This is a genomic window from Streptomyces sp. NPDC006265 (assembly GCF_040613555.1).
In the GTDB taxonomy this organism is placed as follows: domain Bacteria; phylum Actinomycetota; class Actinomycetes; order Streptomycetales; family Streptomycetaceae; genus Streptomyces.
In genome coordinates, this window is record NZ_JBEXSH010000079.1 from 1 (window position 1) to 17888 (window position 17888).

The following is a 17888-nucleotide window of genomic DNA, read 5'->3' on the forward strand; positions in this document are numbered from 1 at the left end:
GCTCCGACCCTCGCGGACGTCGTCCTGCACGGCCACCTCGTCCCCCTGGCGGCGGCCCTGCGCGCCCATCACCGCCTCGCCCCGGGTCTGCTGCGGGGCAACGCGGCCTCCGCGCTGGCCGGCGCCGCCCGGGAACTGGACCGCTGGGCCCGGCGGCACGGCCGTACGGAGATCGCCGTCCGGGCCCGTTCCCTGACCGCGGAACTCCTCGCGCATCCCCTGCTCACCGGCGCCGGAAACCTCGACGGCACCACCTTCCGGCGCCGCAGCTGCTGCCTGTACTACCGGGTGCCCGGCGGGGGCGTCTGCGGGGACTGTTGCTTCACACGGCCGCCCCGCTCTTCCCCACGCGCCCCTTCTGGGTGACCATGAAAGGGAACGGCCGCTGAGAGCAGGGAGTTGCGGGTGCGAGTGGGATTGCTGACCCGGGAGTACCCGCCGGATGTCTACGGCGGTGCAGGCGTCCATGTGGAGTTCCTCGCCCGCGAGCTCAGACCGCTCGTCGACCTGGACGTGCACTGCTGGGGCGAGGGCCGCGCCGACGGCGTGCAGCGCCACCGTCCCTGGTCCGCGCTCGACGGCGCCAACGACGCGCTGCGCACCTTCTCCGTCGACCTCGCGATGGCCGCCGCCCTGGAGGGCCGCGAGCTGGTCCACTCCCACACCTGGTACGCCAACCTCGGCGGCCACCTCGCCAAGATGCTGTACGGCATCCCGCACGTGATGACCGCGCACTCGCTGGAGCCCCTGCGCCCCTGGAAGGCCGAGCAGCTCGGCGGCGGCTACGAACTGTCGAGCTGGGCCGAACGCACCGCGATCGAGGCCGCCGACGCGGTGGTCGCCGTCTCCGGGGCCATGCGCGAGGACATCCTCGGCTGCTACCCGGCGCTGGACCCGGAGCGGGTCCACGTCGTGCACAACGGCATCGACACGAGCCTGTACCGGCCCGACCCCGGCACGGACGCCCTGGACCGTATCGGGCTCGACCGCTCCCGTCCGTATGTGCTGTTCGTCGGCCGGATCACCCGCCAGAAGGGCGTGCCCCACCTGCTGCGCGCGGTGCGGGACATCGACCCGGCCGCGCAGGTCGTGCTGTGCGCGGGCGCCCCGGACACGCCGGAGATCGACCAGGAGTTCCGCGAGCTGTTCGGGGACCTGAGCGGGGTCCGCGACGGCGTGTTCTGGATCCCGAAGATGCTGCCGCGCCCGGAGGTGATCCAGCTCCTGACGCACGCCGCCCTGTTCGTCTGCCCCTCGGTGTACGAGCCGCTCGGCATCGTGAACCTGGAGGCGATGGCCTGTGGCACCCCCGTGGTGGCCTCGGCGGTCGGCGGCATCCCGGAGGTCGGGGAAGACGGCACCACGGGGCTGCTGGTCCCGCCCGGCGACGATTTCGAGGCGGGTCTCGCCCGGGCCGTGGACACGGTTCTGGGCGATCCGGAGGCCGCCCGGCGGATGGGCGAGGCCGGGCGGGAGCGCGCGGTCGGCGAGTTCGGCTGGGGCGCGGTGGCCCGCCGCACGGTCCGGCTCTACGAGGAGATCCTCAAACAGGCTTAGGGCGTGCTGCTCAGGGGCAGGCATCGGGAAATCGGCGTGAGGGGAGCGGCCATGCGTGGTGGTGGTCCTTCGGTCCTGGGGATCGTGCTGGCGGGCGGTGAGGGCAAGCGGTTGATGCCCCTGACCGCGGACCGTGCCAAACCGGCGGTGACCTTCGGTGGCACGTACCGTCTGGTCGACTTCGTCCTGTCCAACCTCGTCAACGCCGGCGTGCTGCGCATCTGCGTCCTGACGCAGTACAAGTCGCACTCGCTGGACCGGCACATCACGACCACCTGGCGGATGTCCAACCTGCTGGGCAACTACGTGACGCCCGTGCCCGCCCAGCAGCGCCTCGGCCCGCGCTGGTACCTGGGCAGTGCCGACGCGATCCTGCAGTCGCTGAACCTGATCTACGACGAGCGCCCCGAGTACGTCGCCGTCTTCGGCGCCGACCACGTCTACCGCATGGACCCGCGCCAGATGCTCGACCAGCACATCGAGAGCGGTGCGGGCGTGACGGTCGCCGGGATCCGGGTGCCGCGCACCGAGTCCTCGTCCTTCGGGGTGATCACGCCGGGCTCGGACGGCCAGACGGTGGAGCGCTTCCTCGAGAAGCCCTCGGCCCCGCCCGGGCTGGCGGACGACCCCAACTGCATCTTCGCCTCCATGGGCAACTACATCTTCACCACCAAGGCCCTCATCGAGGCGCTCAAGCGGGACGCGGAGGACGAGTCCTCCGTGCACGACATGGGCGGCTCGATCCTGCCCCAGCTCACCGACCGCGGCGAGGCCGCGCTGTACGACTTCAGCGCCAACCACGTGCCCGGCGAGACCACCCGCGACCAGGGCTACTGGCGGGACGTGGGCACGCTGGACGCCTACTACGAGGCCCACATGGACCTGATCGCCGAGCGGCCCGCCTTCAACCTGTACAACCGCAGCTGGCCGATCTACACGCACTCGTACCAGCTCTCGCCGGCCCGCTTCAACGCCGGCGGCATCGCGAGCGAGTCCATCATCAGTGCCGGCTGCCTGGTGCGCGGCCAGGTCACGCGGTCCGTGCTGTCGCCGGGTGTGCTGGTCGACCCGGGAGCCGTCGTGCAGGGCTCGGTGCTGCACGACAACGTGCACATCGGCCGGGGTGCGGTGGTGCGCGGCGCCGTTCTCGACAAGAACGTCGAGGTGCCGCCGGGCGCGACCATCGGCGTCAACCCGGAGCGCGACGCGGAGCTGTACACGGTGTCCAAGGCCGGGGTCATCGCCCTCGGGAAGGGACAGCTGGTCACCTGAGCCGGGGCGGCCCCGGGACTTTGTCCTGCCTCTGGACGCAGAGCGGAATCCATGGTGTCCAGCCCGTCGGTCGTCAGCCCCGCCCTGCCGCCCCGGCCGGACGGCGAGCGCGCCATGGTCAGCGGCGAGTACGGCGGCCTGGGGCTCGCGGTGCCCGGCCACGCCCGGTCGGTGCAGCAGTCCTACGTCGACGTCGACCCCGCCACCCACACCGAGGACTACCTCATGAAGCTGGACGAGGTCCGGGCGCTGGCCTGCAAGGGCGGTGACGGTGCCGTGTACACCCGGATCGCGGACGTCGAGGGTGAGCTGAACGGCTTCCTCACGTACGACCGAGCGGTGCTGAAACCCGACAATGTCAAGCTGAAGGCCGTGCACGTGGCGTTGATCCGTGACGCCTCCCGGGTGACTCCCACCGGGTGCCCGGCGGCGCAACCTGTGCTGAACTGACCGGACATGCACCATAAGTCCCGCCCCTTTCGCCGGGGCGGGACTTAATCTGCTGTTAACTGTACGTAGCGTGATCGTACTTGACCGTAATCGGCTGGGGGCGGTTGACTGCTGACCCACCCGTCGTCGACGCGAGGCAAGGCCTTGACTGCTGATCTGCTCGCTCCTCTCGACCTGGCGTTCTGGAACATCGAGTCCGCCGAACACCCGATGCACCTCGGTGCGCTCGGGATCTTCTCGGCCCACTCGCCCGCCGCCGGCGCCCACGCGGCGGACCTGCTCGCGGCCCGGGCCGCCGGTGTCCCCGGACGGCGGAGGCGCAACCGCGACGTGTGGCAGCCGCTGCCCTCCGCTCTGCGCCGGCCGCTCGCCTTCGGCGGTGCCGCCCGCGAGGCGGACCCGGACTTCGATCCCCTGAACCATGTGCGGCTGCACGCCCCGACCGCCGACTTCCACACGGTCGCGGGCCACCTCATGGAGCGCCCCCTGGAGCGTGACCGGCCGCCCTGGGAGGCCCACGTGCTGCCGGGCGAGGACGGGGTCTGCTTCGCCGTCCTGTTCAAGTTCCACCATGCCCTGGCCGACGGGCTGCGGGCGCTGACGCTCGCCGCGGGCGTCATGGACCCGATGGACATGCCGGCCCCCCGGCCCCGCCCCGCCGGGACCCCGCGTGGCCTCGTGCCGGACGTGCGCGATCTGCCCGGGATGATGCGCGGGGCCCTGTCCGACATGAGCCGAGCCCTGGACATCGGCGCCTCCGTCGCCCGCTCCTCCCTCGATGTGCGCTCCACCCCCGCGCTCACCTGCGAGCCGAGCGGCACCCGCCGTACCGCCGGAGTGGTGCTCGACCTCGACGACGTGCACCGCGTCCGCAAGACCGTCGGCGGCACCGTCAACGACGTCCTCATCGCGGTCGTCGCGGGCGCGCTGCGCCGCTGGCTCGACGAGCGTGGCGACGGCAGCGAGGGCGTCGCGCCCCGGGCCCTGATCCCCGTCTCCAAGCGCCGCCCGCGCACCGCGTACCCGCAGGGCAACCGGCTCTCCGGGTACTTGATACGGCTTCCGGTGGACGACCCGGACCCGCTGGCCCGGCTGGCCTCGGTCCGGGACGCGATGGACCGCAACAAGGACGCCGGCCCCAACCGGGGCGCGGGTGCCGTCGCCCTGCTCGCCGACCACGTCCCCGCCCTCGCCCACCGGCTCGGCGGCCCCCTGGTCGGCCAGGCGGCCCGGCTCTGGTTCGACCTCCTGGTGACCAGCGTGCCCCTGCCCAGCCTGGGCCTGAAGCTCGGCGGACACCCGCTCACCGCCGTCTTCCCCTTCGCCCCGCTGGCCCCCGGCCACTCCCTGGCGGTCGCGGTCTCGACCTACCGGGGGAGCGTCCACTACGGCCTCGTCGCCGACGGCGAGGCGGTCCCCGACCTCGACCTGTTCGCCACGGCCGTCTCCAAGGAGGTGGCGACGCTGCTCAAGGCCTGCCGGTCGTGATCAAGGCGACTTTGGCGGTGCGGCCCGACGCTCCGTAGAATTCGCCCTTCGAATGCGGGCGCGACCGGCGCGCCGCGACGGCAGAGCAGGGAACGACAGCGGCGATGACGGTGACACAGGACGGCCCGCAGGCCATGGACGGGACCGGCGGGCTCTCATACGGACCCGGCATCGACCCGGAGCGTCTGGCCGTCTGCCTCGGCGTGCTCGAGGAACTCGACAAGCTGGACGTCGACCACCCGGACGCCATCGCGGTGCGACGGGCCACGGCGGGCATCTACCGCACGGTCAAGCAGCGCCGCCGCCAGGAGCGCCGGGCCGCCAAGACCGCCCACGACAAGGCGGTCACGGAGGCCACCGCGACCGGCTCCGCCCAGCGCATCGACGACGAGACCGAGGGTCTGCTGCCGTCGTCGGCCACCGAGGAGGGCAGGATCGCGGGGATACTCCAGCGCCCGCGCTCCTGCTACACCTGCAAGGCCCGGTACGTGGAAGTCGACTACTTCTACCACCAGCTCTGTCCGGACTGTGCCCGCGTGAACCGCGAGAAGCGCGACGTCCGCGCCGACCTCACGGGCAAACGCGCCCTGCTCACCGGCGGCCGGGCCAAGATCGGCATGTACATCGCGCTCCGGCTGCTCCGCGACGGCGCGCACACCACGATCACCACGCGCTTCCCCAAGGACGCCATCCGCCGCTTCAAGGCCATGGACGACTCCGCGGACTGGATGCACCGCCTGGAGGTCGTCGGCATCGACCTGCGCGACCCCGCCCAGGCCGTGGCCCTCGCCGACCAGGTCGCCGAGGCCGGTCCGCTCGACATCCTCGTGAACAACGCGACCCAGACCGTGCGGCGCCTGCCCTCCGCCTACGCCGCACTGGTCGAGGGCGAGAGCGCGCCGCTGCCCGCCGGTGAGCTGCCCGCCCACCACGTCATCGGCGCCTTCAACTCCGGCGCGGTCGACGGCATCGCGGCGCTGCCCCTCGGCACCAGCGGCCTCGACGCCCAGAAGGTCGCCGACCTCGCCCTGATCGCCGGCAACGCAAGCGTCGAACGGCACCTGGACGGCACGGCGATCGACGCGGGCGGGCTCGTGCCCGACGTGGTCGACTCCAACACCTGGGTGCAGACGATCGAGCAGATCTCGCCCGTGGAGCTGCTGGAGACCCAGCTGTGCAACTACACGGCGCCGTTCATCCTGATCAGCAAGCTGCGGCCGGCCATGGCCGAGGCCGCGAAGAAGGCGGAGAGCGGACGCGCGTACGTGGTGAACGTGTCGGCGATGGAGGGCGTCTTCGGGCGCGGGTACAAGGGCGCGGGACACCCGAACACCAACGCCGCCAAGGCCGCGATGAACATGGTGACGCGGACCAGCGCGCAGGAGATGTTCCAGGCCGACGGCATCCTGATGACCTCGGTCGACACGGGCTGGATCACGGACGAGCGGCCGCACTACGACAAGCTGCGGCTCGCCGAGGCCGGGTTCCATGCCCCGCTCGACCTGGTCGACGGTGCGGCCCGGGTCTACGACCCGATCGTGCGGGGCGAGGCGGGCGAGGACCTGTACGGCGTCTTCATGAAGGACTACGCGCCGGGCAAGTGGTAGGCGGGTCCCGTTCCCCACGCCTCCCGGTCGGTCATGCCCGGGGATGGCCGGCGCGGGGCGTATCAGCCTGGTGACGGCCCGTCAGTCCACCGCTCCGAGGCGGGAGTTCCGGGCCGCCAGCAGTTCCAGGACCGTGCGCCAGTCCTCCAGGACCCCGGCGTCGAAGGCGGCCGTGCGGCCCTCCTCGGTCGCCTGGCGGAGGGTGAGGAGATCGTCGTCGGCCGGGGTGTCCCGGTGGGGGCGGCGGCGCACGAGGCGGGCGACCCGTTCGCCGAGCAGGGTACGCACCGCGTCGGCCGCGTGGTCCGCGCTCCCGGCGGGGTCACCGGGCCGCAGCAGCCCGCCGACGGCCTGCACCAGGCCCGCCGCTTGGAGTTCCTTGTCCGCCGGACGGCCGCGGCGCAGCAGCGCCGCGGTCCGCAGCGCGTGGTCGTGCGGGTCGACCGGCGGGCGGGCGCGGCCCGGGGCGTCCCGGGTGCCCCGGCAGGCGTACAGCAGATCCATCAGCTCCTCGACGCTGCGCAGCTCCATGCCTCAGTCCTCCTGCGAGACAGCCGTTGCGTACGGCAGCAGAGCATGGCGAGCTTGCGACTCGGCCAACGGCGCTTGAACTGCGCAACCGTCTGGAAAGCGCCGTCGCCGACGTACGCCGTTCGAGTGATTCACAAAACTGCCTTATGTCTACAAACCCGCACGTAAACACGAGTTGAACGGCAGATGACGCGTGATTGTTACCGGCTGTTTTCAGCCCCATCGAGCGGGGCTCCGCTCATCTGGTTAGTCTGATGCGGACGGACAGCAGCACGGGGTCCTACCCACACCCACGGTCCGTCATGGGACCAGCCGGTTCACCACGGCCCGCTCTCCCGTGAGTCGACCGGCGCCACCGCGTCCGAACTGCATTTGACATAGAGGCCCGAGCGGGCGTCAGGCGCAGCAGGACCGGCGCGTACGCCCCGAGGGTGACCGACACATAAGGAGTGCGCGGTGACACCGGAGAAGACGAATCGCGATCAACGCCCCAAGGAACGCGGCGAGCGCGCCGGCCGACGGGCCGACGAGCTCGGCAGCCTCGACGTGTGGGCCCGTTCGGCCCCGATCCGCCTGGCGGGCTACGAGGACGACCTCGCAGAGCCCCACATCCTGCCCAGCGTCGACTGACCCCGGGCGGACCCCTCCGCGACCTCCGAGCGTATGGCCGTGCCAGACTCACGACCATGCTGATCAGGGAAGCAACGGCTGACGACTGGCCTCGCATCTGGCCGTTCTGGCACCGCATCGTCGCCGCGGGCGAGACCTACGCATGGGACCCGGGTACCTCCGAGCAGGAGGCCCGGGTCCTGTGGATGAACCCGGCGAAACGCGTCTACGTCGTCGAGGACGACAGCGGCGCCGTCGTCGCCTCCGCCTACCTCACCCCCAACTACGGTGGCCCCGCCGCCCGTATCGCCAACGCCGGCTTCATGGTCGACCCCGGCCAGGGCGGCCGCGGCTACGGCCGGGCCCTCGCCGAGCACCTCCTGACCGAGGCCCGGGCCGTCGGCTACCGGGGCATGGTCTTCAACGCCGTCGTCGAGACCAACCCGGCCGTGACGCTGTGGACCTCCCTCGGCTTCACGGTCCTCGGTACCGTCCCCGACGCGTTCGACCACCCCCGGCACGGCCGGGTGGGGCTGCACATCATGTACCGGGCGTTGTAGCGCGGCGGGGCGGCCCGGGCTCTCAGGGCCGGGCGTACGGCCGGGTCATGATCTCCATGTTGTGGCCGTCCGGGTCGTCGAAGTAGGCGCCGCGCCCCCCGAAGAGGTCGTTGACCCGGCCGGGCCGGGTGTGGTTCGGGTCGGCGTAGTAGGTGACGCCGAGCGCCTCCAGGCGGTCGATCATGCCGTCGAACCGCTCGTCTGGCACGAGGAACGCGTAGTGCTGCGACTGGATCGGCTCGTCGGTCTTCTCGTAGTAGTCGAGGGTCACGCCGTTGCCCAGGTCGACGGGCAGGAACGGGCCGAAGGGGGCGCCGACCTCCAGGCCGAGGACGGCCGCCAGGAACTCCGCCGACAGCCGGCGGTCGGAGGCGTAAACGGCGGTGTGATCCAGATGGGCGATGGTGCTCGGAAGGTCGGTGGCGTGCCGGGTGTCGGACATGCGTGAGTTCGTCTCCGGGTCTCGGGATCCGTGCTGAAGCGCCGCTGAGGGGCGCGGGGAGGAGGACACGAAGGACGGGAGGCGGGGCGCGTGCCCTCTCCGGCTCTCGGGCTGGCCCGGGCGGGGTCACCCCCGCCGCACTCACTCCGAGGCCGGGCGCCTCACTCGTGCATGGCCTACGGCCGACCCGGCAGTCACCCGGCCGACCCTAGTCCATCGGCGCCGTCCGCTGCCACGGGTTTCGTTCCTCCAACTGCCTGGCCAGATCGAGGAGTCGGGACTCCGTGCCGGGCCGGCCCACCAGTTGCACGGCGCACGGCGCGCCGGAGGGGAGGGTCCCGCACGGGACGGACATGGCGGGCCAGCCGGTGAGGTTCCACGCGGGTGTCAGGGGCGAGTAGTTCGTGTTCGCCAGCACATTGCTCAGCCAGCCCCGCTCGTGCCAGGGCCCGGCCTTCGGGGAGCGGCGGGCGAGCGCGGGCGTGAGCAGCACGTCGTGCTCGGTGAAGAACGGCTCCAGCCTCCGGCGCAGCTGCTCCCGGCTCGCCCCGGAGCTCACCGTGCGCAGGAAGGGCCGGCCGAGCCGGGCGTGGACGCGGGTGCGTCGGGTCAGCAGCCGGGGGTCGAGGGGCCGGGCGTCCGCGGCGGTGCCCGCCGTCCAGTGGGCCAGGGAGGTCGTGGCGAGCGACAGCGGGTAGGGCGGGTCGGCACGCCGGACCTGGTGGCCCGCCCGCATCAGCAGCCCGGCCGCGTCCCGGGCGGCCGCCGCGTACGGACGGCTGATGGTGACGCCCACCAGGGGGCTGCGCAGCGACACGGCGACCCTGAGGACGCCGGGCGCCGACCCGGGTCCGGGCTCGGTGCCGGCGAGGACCGAGAACATCAGGCGGGCGTCCTCGACGGTCGTGGCGAGCGGCCCGTTCTCCGATATGCCGAACCAGGTGCTGTCCCCGTCGCCGGTCGGGACCACCCCCTGCCCCGGCTTGATGGTGACGAGGCCGCAGTTGGCCGCAGGTATGCGCAGGGACCCCATGCCGTCGTTGCCGAGGGCGATCGGCACCAGCCCGGCGGCGACGGCGGCGGCGCTGCCGCCCGACGAACCGCCCGCGGAACGCGTGGGGTCCCAGGGGTTGCGGGCGATGCCCAGCACGCCGTCCGTCGTGCCGAACACGCACAGTTCGGGGACGTTCGTCAGCCCCACGACCACCGCGCCCGCCGCCCGCAACCGGGCCACCGTCACATGGTCCTGCGGAGCCGGGGTGTCCGGCGTCGCGGCCGAGCCGATCCGCCGGGACTCGCCGCGCACGGCGAGGTTGTCCTTGACGGCCACGGGCACCCCGGCCAGGGGCAGTTCGGCGAAGTCGCCACGCGCCGCCACCTCGTCGGCCTCGGCCAGGGCCGCCTCGGCGCGCACTGTGCGGAAGGCCCCGACCCGGCCGTCGAGCCGCTCGATCCGGGCGAGGTGCTCGGCGACCACCTCGCGGGGTGTGACCCGCTTCTCGCGTACGGCGGCGGATATCTCGGCGGCGGTGCGGCCGGCCCAGGCGGTCACAGCGGCTCCTCGGAGGGGAGAGGGCGGACTTACTGACGAGTACGTAGGGAGAACTGTGCACCGAATGGGGGCCGTGCGTCGAGATCGCCGACCGCTTCCCTCCTTCACCGCAGTGAGTCTCAGCGCAGATGCCGATCGAGGAAGGCCTCGACGCCCAGGGGCTCGTGCGGTCGGCCTACGACATCGAGGCCGACCGCGAGACCGTCGCACCCGGCCGGGCCGCGAACCTCCTCCAGCTGTACCCCGACTTCCCGAACATGTGGGACGCCTGGGACGTCGAAGAGTTCTACCGCAACACGGTCACCGACCTGACCGACGCGGACGAGGTCGCCCCGGGCGGGGACGGCGTGCGGATCGTCCGGATCTTCGGCGCCTCCCGTGTCACCCAGGTGCTGTCCCTCGCGCCGGGGGAGCCGCGGCTGGTCCTGGACACGGAGGTCGACTGGCACGAGACGGAGAAGTTCCTCAAGCTCGCCTTCCCGCTCGACGTGCACGCCGAACGGTACGCATCCGAGACCCGATTCGGGCACTTCCACCGGCCGACCCACACCAACACGTCCTGGGAGGCCGCCAAGTTCGAGGCGTGCAACCACCGCTTCGTCCACCTGGAGGAACCGGGCTTCGGCGTCGAGATCGTCAACGACTCGACGTACGGGCACGACGTGACGCGCACCGTCCGCACCGACGCGGACGGCGGTACGACCACCACCGTCCGTGCCGCCCTGCTGCGTGCCCCGGGCTTCCCCGACCCGGAGACCGACCAGGGCGTCCGCCGGTTCCGGCACGCGCTGGTGCCGGGCGCGGGCATCGGGGAGGCGGTGCGCGAGGGCTGGCGGATCGATCTGCCGGAGCAGCGGCGCACCGGCCCTCAGAGGTGGCGCCGCTGGTGACGTCGGACCGGGACGCGGTGGTCGTCACGGCGGTCAAGCCGGCCGACGACGGCAGCGGTGACGTGGTCGTCCGCTTCACGAGGCGTTCGGCGGCCGGGTACGCGCCACGCTCACCGCCGGGTTCGCCGTCGCGGTGACGGACCGGCTGGAACGCCCCCTCGCCGACGCGACGGCACCGGAGACCCGGGACGGGCGGATCGCGCTGCGGCTGCGCCCGTTCGAGCTGGTGACGCTCCGGCTGCGGCGCGCCTAGGGGGCGGCGGGAGACGCAGCTCACATCCGTCCATGTCACATGGTGAGAAGCCGCTGCCTCATAGGGGTGTACGCACCGACAACGGCAGAGGAGTTCACCATGAGCGCACGACTGGACATCTTCGGCAGCCCGACCGCGAGCAAGCTCGTCAAGCAGTTCACCTCCGTGGGGCGGCTGGTGGTGGAGTCACCGCTGCCGGCCGCCACCCGGGAACTGGTCTCGCTGCGGGTGAGCCAGATCAACGGCTGCGCGGTCTGCGTCGACATGCACACCAAGGAGGCCACCGCCGCGGGCGAGAGCGCCGTACGGCTCCATCTGGTCGCGGCATGGCGGGAGGCGACGGTCTTCACCGACGCCGAGCGTGCCGCGCTGGAGCTGGCCGAGCAGGGGACCCGGATCGCGGACGGCGCCGGCGGGGTGCCGGACGAGGTGTGGGAGCGGGCCGCCAAGCACTACGACGAGGAACAGCTCATGGCGCTGGTGACCCTGATCGCCTTCATGCTCTCGGCGTGCGGTTGCCGTGCATCTGGCGTGTATGTTCCGGGGCCGAGAGCCATGGAAGGGACCAAACCGGTGAACAAGAAGCTCGCGGCCGCACTGTCCGGCGGTGCGGTACTGGTACTGGCGCTGTCGGGCTGCGGCGGCGACGACAGCAACGACAAGCTGGACTCCTGGGCCAAGCAGGTCTGTGACGCCGTGCAGCCGCAGGCCAAGAAGATCGAGTCGGCCAACGCGGCGATCCAGAAGGAGACCTCGGACAACAGCACGCCAAAGGACGTCCAGAAGACCGACGCACAGGCCTTCCAGGACATGTCCGACGCCTACAAGGCGATCGGGACCGCCGTGAACAAGGCCGGGGCGCCGGACGTCGAGAACGGCGAGAAGAAGCAGCAGGACGCGGTCAAGGAGCTCAACACGATCTCTGCCTCCTACGCCTCCCTGAAGAAGCAGGTCGACGGGCTGGACACCAAGGACCAGGGCAAGTTCGCCGACGGTCTGAAGGACATCGCCACGGAGCTGGACAAGCTGAGCCAGAGCGGCAACGACGCCCTCAGGAACCTGGAGGAGGGCGAGGTCGGCCAGGCGATGGCCCAGCAGCCCAGCTGCAAGGCGGCCACGGCGTCGGCGGGGGCCACGCAGAGCTGAGGGGCCGAGCGGCGGGCCCGCGGCGCCGGCAGTGGGACGGCTGAGTCCTAGGTGACTGCCGGTGTCTGATGTGCCCTACGGAGCGAACGTGTGCCGTACGGCGGGAACACATGCCGTAGGGCAAGAATGCGCGCCGTCGCCCCAGGGCAGGTGCGGCACCCGCACCGGCGGCCACAATGGGGGCGTGAGTAACGCCAGCCAGTCACCCCTGCCCCCGCTGCCCGCCTCCGACCGTCCCGATGTCGCCGCCCGGCTCCGCGACGCCCTGCTCGCGGCCTCCTTCACCGCCGACGGACTGCTCGAACTGCTCGGCGCCCCCGCGTACGCGGCACTGGCCCGGGGCGAGATCGTGCCCGCGCTCCGGGCGACCCGCGGGGACACACCGCTGGAGATGCTCGTCCGGCTGTTCCTGCTCCAGCAGCCCGTGCCGCACGCGCGCGTGGCGGAGGCCCTGCCCGTGGACGCCTGCCTGGAGAGCGGATGGCTGGCCCGGGCCGGTGCGGACGAACTCTCCGCCACCGTGGACGTCCGGCCCTACGGCGGGCCCGGCGGCGAGGACTGGTTCATCGTCTCGGACCTCGGCTGCGCGGTCGGCGGTGCCGGCGGGATCGGGCGGCGTGACGAAGGGGTCGTCCTCGGAGTCGGCGGAGCCTCCACGACCCTCGCCGGCATCACCGTCCGTACGCCCGTCGCCGCAGCGCTCGACCTCGGCACGGGCTCCGGCATCCAGGCCCTGCACGCGGCACAGCACGCCACGCGCGTGGTGGCCACCGACCTCAATCCGCGTGCCCTGCACATCACCGCCCTCACGCTGGCGCTGTCCGGCACCTCGGCCGTCGAACGGCGCGAGGGCTCCCTCTTCGAACCGGTGCGGGGCGACGAGACCTACGACCTCATCGTGTCCAACCCGCCCTTCGTCATCTCCCCCGGCCCCCGGCTCACCTACCGCGACGGCGGGATGGGCGGGGACGATCTGTGCCGCACGCTCGTTCAGGAGGCAGGGGAGCGGCTGAACAAGGGCGGGTTCGCGCAGTTCCTCGCCAACTGGCAGCACGTGGAAGGGGAGGACTGGCAGGACAGGCTCAGGTCATGGGTGCCCCGGGGCTGCGACGCGTGGATCGTGCAGCGCGAGGTGCAGGACGTCAATCAGTACGCCGAGCTGTGGTTGCGTGACGCGGGCGACCACCAGGACGACGCGGCGGAGTACCAGGCGCGGTACGACGCATGGCTCGACGAGTTCGAGGCGCGCAAGGTGAAGGCCGTCGGCTTCGGCTGGATCACCTTGCGCAGGACGAGTGCCGCCGTGCCGTCGCTCACGGTGGAGGAGTGGCCGCACCCGGTCGAGCAGCCGCTCGGCGACACGATCCGGGCTCACTTCGACCGGCTCGATCACCTGCGCGACCACGACGACGCCGCCCTGCTCGAAGGACACTTCCGGCTCGCCGCCGAGATCGTGCAGGAACAGGTAGGGCTGCCCGGCGCGGAGGATCCCGAGCACGTCGTGCTGCGCCAGAACCGCGGCATGCGCCGGGCGACCCGGGTGGACACCGTGGGCGCGGGATTCGCGGGCGTCTGCGACGGCTCGATGAGCGCGGGCCGCATCCTCGACGCCATCGCCCAGCTGATCGGCGAGGACCCGGTCATGCTGCGCGACCGCACACCGGCCCAGATCCGGCTGCTGGTCGAGCAGGGGTTCCTGGAGCCGGTCCGCTGAGCGGACTGCCGAGGGGGCGATCGCGGGGGTCGTCGAGGAGACTCGCCAACAAATTCGAGTCGATTTGAACACCTCGTCCGAAACGGGTCACGAGGAACGGACGCCCTTGATCCACCGCCGTGTCGCCCCGGCGTTCACCTCGGGTTCGCCTGCCCGCCGCCCGCGCGTGTCAGCCTCCCGTGGCTGGGGATGAGCGGACAGGGGAAAAGGGGCACGGCGGGCCATGGAGAGCGAACCGGCGATCTTCGCGGGAGCGGTGTTCTCCCTGTTCGGAGGCGGACTGCTGGCGTGGACCGTGACCTGTGTGCGCCGGCAGCGGCCGGTCGCCCTGGGTGTGAGGCCCGTCGCATCGGCGACCCTCGCGAGCGTCGTCTCGGTGATCGCGCTGGCGCTCGGAACGTGGTGCTTCACGCGCCTCTGAGGCCCGCTTTGGCGACGCACCTGCCGGTAACCGGGGGATTGCCCTCCGCACAGGGCCCGCCCTGCTCCCGGTACTCCGGGCGGCAGGATTGGTGGTAGTCGGGTTACCGTTCGAGTGGCCGTTGCGGGCTTTTCCCGTTTGACACGGGGGCGGGATGTACCGTCACACTCCGCAGCGTCACCACGTACCCAGCCCCGGTAAGCGACTCCGGGGAGGCCCCAGCGTCGACCGGAGAGAAGAGCGAAGTTGTCCCCGACCAGCGAGACCGCGAAGGGCGGCAGGCGACTCGTCATCGTCGAGTCGCCTGCCAAGGCGAAGACGATCAAGGGCTATCTCGGCCCCGGCTACATCGTCGAGGCGAGCGTCGGGCACATCCGCGACCTTCCCAACGGCGCCGCCGAGGTGCCCGAGAAGTACACCGGCGAGGTCCGCCGCCTCGGTGTGGACGTCGAACACGACTTCCAGCCGATCTATGTGGTCAACGCCGATAAGAAGGCGCAGGTCAAGAAACTCAAGGACCTGCTGAAGGAGTCCGACGAACTCTTCCTCGCCACCGATGAGGACCGCGAGGGCGAGGCCATCGCCTGGCACCTCCAGGAAGTGCTCAAGCCCAAGGTCCCGGTCAAGCGGATGGTCTTCCACGAGATCACCAAGGCCGCGATCCAGGCCGCCGTGGCCAACCCGCGCCAGCTCAACCAGAAGCTCGTCGACGCCCAGGAGACCCGCCGCATCCTCGACCGCCTCTACGGCTACGAGGTCTCGCCGGTCCTGTGGAAGAAGGTCATGCCGCGGCTGTCCGCGGGCCGCGTCCAGTCCGTCGCCACCCGACTGGTGGTGGAGCGGGAACGCGAGCGCATCGCCTTTCGTTCGGCTGAGTACTGGGACCTGACGGGCACCTTCGCGACCGGCCGCGCCGGAGACTCGTCGGACCCGTCGTCGCTGGTCGCGCGCCTGCAGACCGTCGACGGCAGGCGCGTCGCGCAGGGCCGCGACTTCGACTCCCTGGGACAACTGAAGAGCGCGAACACCCTCCACCTCGACGAGGCGAACGCCCGCGCCCTGGCCGCCGCCCTGGAGCAGACGCGGTTCGCCGTCCGCTCGGTCGAGTCCAAGCCCTACCGCCGCTCGCCGTACGCGCCGTTCCGTACGACGACGCTGCAGCAGGAGGCCAGCCGCAAGCTCGGCTTCGGCGCGAAGGCCACCATGCAGGTCGCGCAGAAGCTGTACGAGAACGGCTACATCACCTACATGCGTACGGACTCCACGACCCTGAGCGACACGGCGGTCGCCGCCGCCCGCGCCCAGGTCACGCAGCTGTACGGCGCCGACTACCTGCCGCCGCAGCCGAGGACGTACGCCGGGAAGGTCAAGAACGCGCAGGAGGCCCACGAGGCGATCCGCCCCTCGGGTGATCGTTTCCGCACTCCCGCCGAGACCGGACTGACCGGTGACCAGTTCAAGCTGTACGAGCTGATCTGGAAGCGGACCGTCGCCTCCCAGATGAAGGACGCGACCGGCAACAGCGTCACGGTGAAGATCGGCGGCACGGCGGCCGACGGCCGGGACGTCGAGTTCAGCGCGTCCGGCAAGACGATCACCTTCCACGGCTTCCTGAAGGCCTACGTCGAGGGTGCCGACGATCCGAACGCCGAGCTGGACGACCGCGAGCGCCGGCTCCCCCAGGTTTCCGAGGGCGACGCCCTGAGCGCCCAGGAGATCACGGTCGACGGGCACGCCACCAAGCCCCCGGCCCGCTACACCGAGGCCTCCCTCGTCAAGGAACTGGAAGAGCGCGAGATCGGCCGCCCGTCGACGTACGCGTCGATCATCGGCACGATCCTCGACCGCGGCTACGTGTTCAAGAAGGGCACGGCCCTGGTGCCGTCCTTCCTGTCCTTCGCCGTGGTCAACCTCCTGGAGAAGCACTTCGGGCGGCTCGTCGACTATGACTTCACCGCCAAGATGGAGGACGACCTCGACCGCATCGCCCGCGGTGAGGCGCAGTCCGTGCCGTGGCTCAAGCGGTTCTACTTCGGCGAGACAGGGTCAGACAGCGGCTCCGCCGCGGGCGTCAGCGGCCTCGCGGCCGACGCCGGCAACGGCGACGGGGACCATCTCGGCGGCCTCAAGGAGCTGGTGACGGACCTGGGCGCGATCGACGCGCGCGAGGTGTCGTCGTTCCCGGTGGCCAACGACATCGTGCTGCGGGTCGGCCGCTACGGGCCGTACATCGAGCGTGGCGAGAAGGACACCGAGCAGCATCAGCGCGCCGACATCCCCGACGACCTGGCGCCCGACGAGCTGACCGTCGACCTCGCGGAGGAGCTGCTCGCCAAGCCGAGTGGCGACTACGAGCTGGGCACGGACCCGGCCACCGGCCACACGATCGTCGCCAAGGACGGCCGCTACGGCCCGTACGTGACGGAGGTCCTCCCCGAGGGCACGCCGAGGACGGGCAAGAACGCGGTCAAGCCGCGCACGGCGTCCCTGTTCAAGACGATGTCCCTCGACACGGTGACCCTCGACGAGGCCCTCAAGCTGATGTCGCTGCCGCGTGTCGTCGGCGCCGACGCCGAGGGCCAGGAGATCACCGCGCAGAACGGCCGCTACGGCCCGTACCTGAAGAAGGGCACGGACTCGCGCTCTCTCCAGGCCGAGGAGCAGCTCTTCACGATCACGCTGGAGGAGGCGCTGGCGATCTACGCCCAGCCCAAGCAGCGTGGCCGGGCCGCGGCCAAGCCGCCGCTGAAGGAGCTGGGCACCGACCCGGTCAGCGAGAAGCCGGTCGTGGTCAAGGACGGCCGTTTCGGCCCGTACGTCACCGACGGGGAGACCAACGCGACCCTGCGCTCCGGCGACAGCGTCGAGGAGATCACCCCGGAGCGCGGTTTCGAGCTGCTCGCCGAGAAGCGCGCCAAGGGGCCGGCGAAGAAGACCGCGAAGAAGGCGGCCAAGAAGGCGCCGGCCAAGAAGGCGACGACGGCGAAGAAGACCGCGGCGAAGAAGACCACGACCGCGAAGAAGACGACGGCGAAGAAGACCACCACCGCCAAGAAGACGGCCGCCAAGACGGCGACCGCCGTCAAGTCCACGGAGGACTGAGGTCGTTCGAGCCCTGTTCGGAACCCGGGCCACCGCGTCCGGATCTTCGCCCAGGGTTCGGAAAGCGAACGCCCCGGCAACACTTCGGTGTCGGGGCGTGCGCATGCCAGACCGCGCCCCCCAGGGTGTCGGTGGCTCCCGATAGGCTGAACGCATGACGCGAGCCGACCACCCAACGGCCCCTCAGCCCGCCCCCGACGACGCCCTGGTCGCGGACTCCCGCGAGCGTGCCGTCCGCGCCCTGCTGCGACGACCGCAGCTGAAGCGTTTGTGGAGCGCACAGCTCGTTTGCTG

14 protein-coding genes and 3 pseudogenes are annotated in these 17888 nt (G+C 71.5%); 14 read left to right on the forward strand and 3 right to left on the reverse strand.

The window, feature by feature from the left end:
- From ABZ281_RS09765 to ABZ281_RS09790, 6 genes and pseudogenes are all read left to right on the forward strand, one after another.
- A partial coding sequence (locus ABZ281_RS09765; protein ID WP_356653836.1) for a (2Fe-2S)-binding protein occupies positions 1-366 on the forward strand: 366 nt, incomplete at its 5' end.
- 39 nt (positions 367-405) lie between these two features.
- Entirely contained in the window at positions 406-1557 is a 1152-nt protein-coding gene (gene glgA, locus ABZ281_RS09770) for a glycogen synthase (RefSeq protein ID WP_356653838.1), read from the forward strand.
- A 51-nt stretch (positions 1558-1608) separates the two neighbouring features.
- Positions 1609-2829 (forward strand): glucose-1-phosphate adenylyltransferase, encoded by a 1221-nt coding sequence (gene glgC / locus ABZ281_RS09775; protein ID WP_356653857.1) that lies wholly within the window; start codon positions 1609-1611, stop codon positions 2827-2829.
- Positions 2830-2904: 75 nt separating this feature from the next.
- A pseudogene (locus ABZ281_RS09780) lies at positions 2905-3279 on the forward strand (glycoside hydrolase family 2); the annotation flags it as partial.
- Positions 3280-3423: 144 nt separating this feature from the next.
- Entirely contained in the window at positions 3424-4767 is a 1344-nt protein-coding gene (locus tag ABZ281_RS09785) for a wax ester/triacylglycerol synthase family O-acyltransferase (protein ID WP_356653840.1), read from the forward strand.
- A gap of 104 nt (positions 4768-4871) precedes the next feature.
- Entirely contained in the window at positions 4872-6374 is a 1503-nt protein-coding gene (locus ABZ281_RS09790; RefSeq protein WP_356653842.1) for an SDR family NAD(P)-dependent oxidoreductase, read from the forward strand.
- An 81-nt stretch (positions 6375-6455) separates the two neighbouring features.
- Here ABZ281_RS09790 and ABZ281_RS09795 read toward each other — a convergent pair whose 3' ends face one another.
- Positions 6456-6905, reverse strand: coding sequence for a hypothetical protein (locus tag ABZ281_RS09795; protein ID WP_356653843.1), 450 nt, complete (start codon positions 6903-6905; stop codon positions 6456-6458).
- Between the two features lie 456 nt (positions 6906-7361).
- Here ABZ281_RS09795 and ABZ281_RS09800 point away from each other — a divergent pair, with 456 nt between their 5' ends.
- Together ABZ281_RS09800 and ABZ281_RS09805 are read left to right on the forward strand one after the other, a co-directional pair.
- A complete protein-coding gene (locus ABZ281_RS09800; protein ID WP_167526749.1) occupies positions 7362-7535 on the forward strand; it encodes a hypothetical protein in 174 nt (57 codons plus the stop codon).
- 56 nt (positions 7536-7591) lie between these two features.
- Positions 7592-8074, forward strand: a complete 483-nt coding sequence (locus ABZ281_RS09805) for a GNAT family N-acetyltransferase (RefSeq protein ID WP_356653845.1) — start codon at positions 7592-7594, stop codon at positions 8072-8074.
- 22 nt (positions 8075-8096) lie between these two features.
- Here the strand turns inward: ABZ281_RS09805 and ABZ281_RS09810 are convergent, their stop codons facing one another.
- Together ABZ281_RS09810 and ABZ281_RS09815 are read right to left on the reverse strand one after the other, a co-directional pair.
- Positions 8097-8516, reverse strand: a complete 420-nt coding sequence (locus tag ABZ281_RS09810) for a VOC family protein (RefSeq protein WP_356653847.1) — start codon at positions 8514-8516, stop codon at positions 8097-8099.
- A 208-nt stretch (positions 8517-8724) separates the two neighbouring features.
- A complete protein-coding gene (locus ABZ281_RS09815; RefSeq protein ID WP_356653849.1) occupies positions 8725-10068 on the reverse strand; it encodes an amidase family protein in 1344 nt (447 codons plus the stop codon).
- Between the two features lie 146 nt (positions 10069-10214).
- Here ABZ281_RS09815 and ABZ281_RS09820 point away from each other — a divergent pair.
- The 6 genes and pseudogenes from ABZ281_RS09820 to topA all read left to right on the forward strand — a co-directional run.
- Positions 10215-11211: pseudogene (locus ABZ281_RS09820) on the forward strand (glycoside hydrolase family 38 C-terminal domain-containing protein); the annotation flags it as partial.
- Positions 11212-11310: 99 nt separating this feature from the next.
- Positions 11311-11586 (forward strand): annotated as a pseudogene (locus tag ABZ281_RS09825) (carboxymuconolactone decarboxylase family protein); the annotation flags it as partial.
- 180 nt (positions 11587-11766) lie between these two features.
- Positions 11767-12357 carry a small secreted protein gene (locus tag ABZ281_RS09830; protein ID WP_356653859.1) on the forward strand — a complete coding sequence of 197 codons (591 nt, stop codon included), beginning with the start codon at positions 11767-11769 and terminating at the stop codon, positions 12355-12357.
- 184 nt (positions 12358-12541) lie between these two features.
- Entirely contained in the window at positions 12542-14071 is a 1530-nt protein-coding gene (locus ABZ281_RS09835; RefSeq protein ID WP_356653851.1) for a methyltransferase, read from the forward strand.
- Between the two features lie 223 nt (positions 14072-14294).
- A complete protein-coding gene (locus ABZ281_RS09840; RefSeq protein ID WP_356653853.1) occupies positions 14295-14492 on the forward strand; it encodes a hypothetical protein in 198 nt (65 codons plus the stop codon).
- Between the two features lie 246 nt (positions 14493-14738).
- Positions 14739-17594 (forward strand): type I DNA topoisomerase, encoded by a 2856-nt coding sequence (topA, locus tag ABZ281_RS09845; RefSeq protein ID WP_356653855.1) that lies wholly within the window; start codon positions 14739-14741, stop codon positions 17592-17594.
- Positions 17595-17888 lie beyond the last annotated feature (294 nt).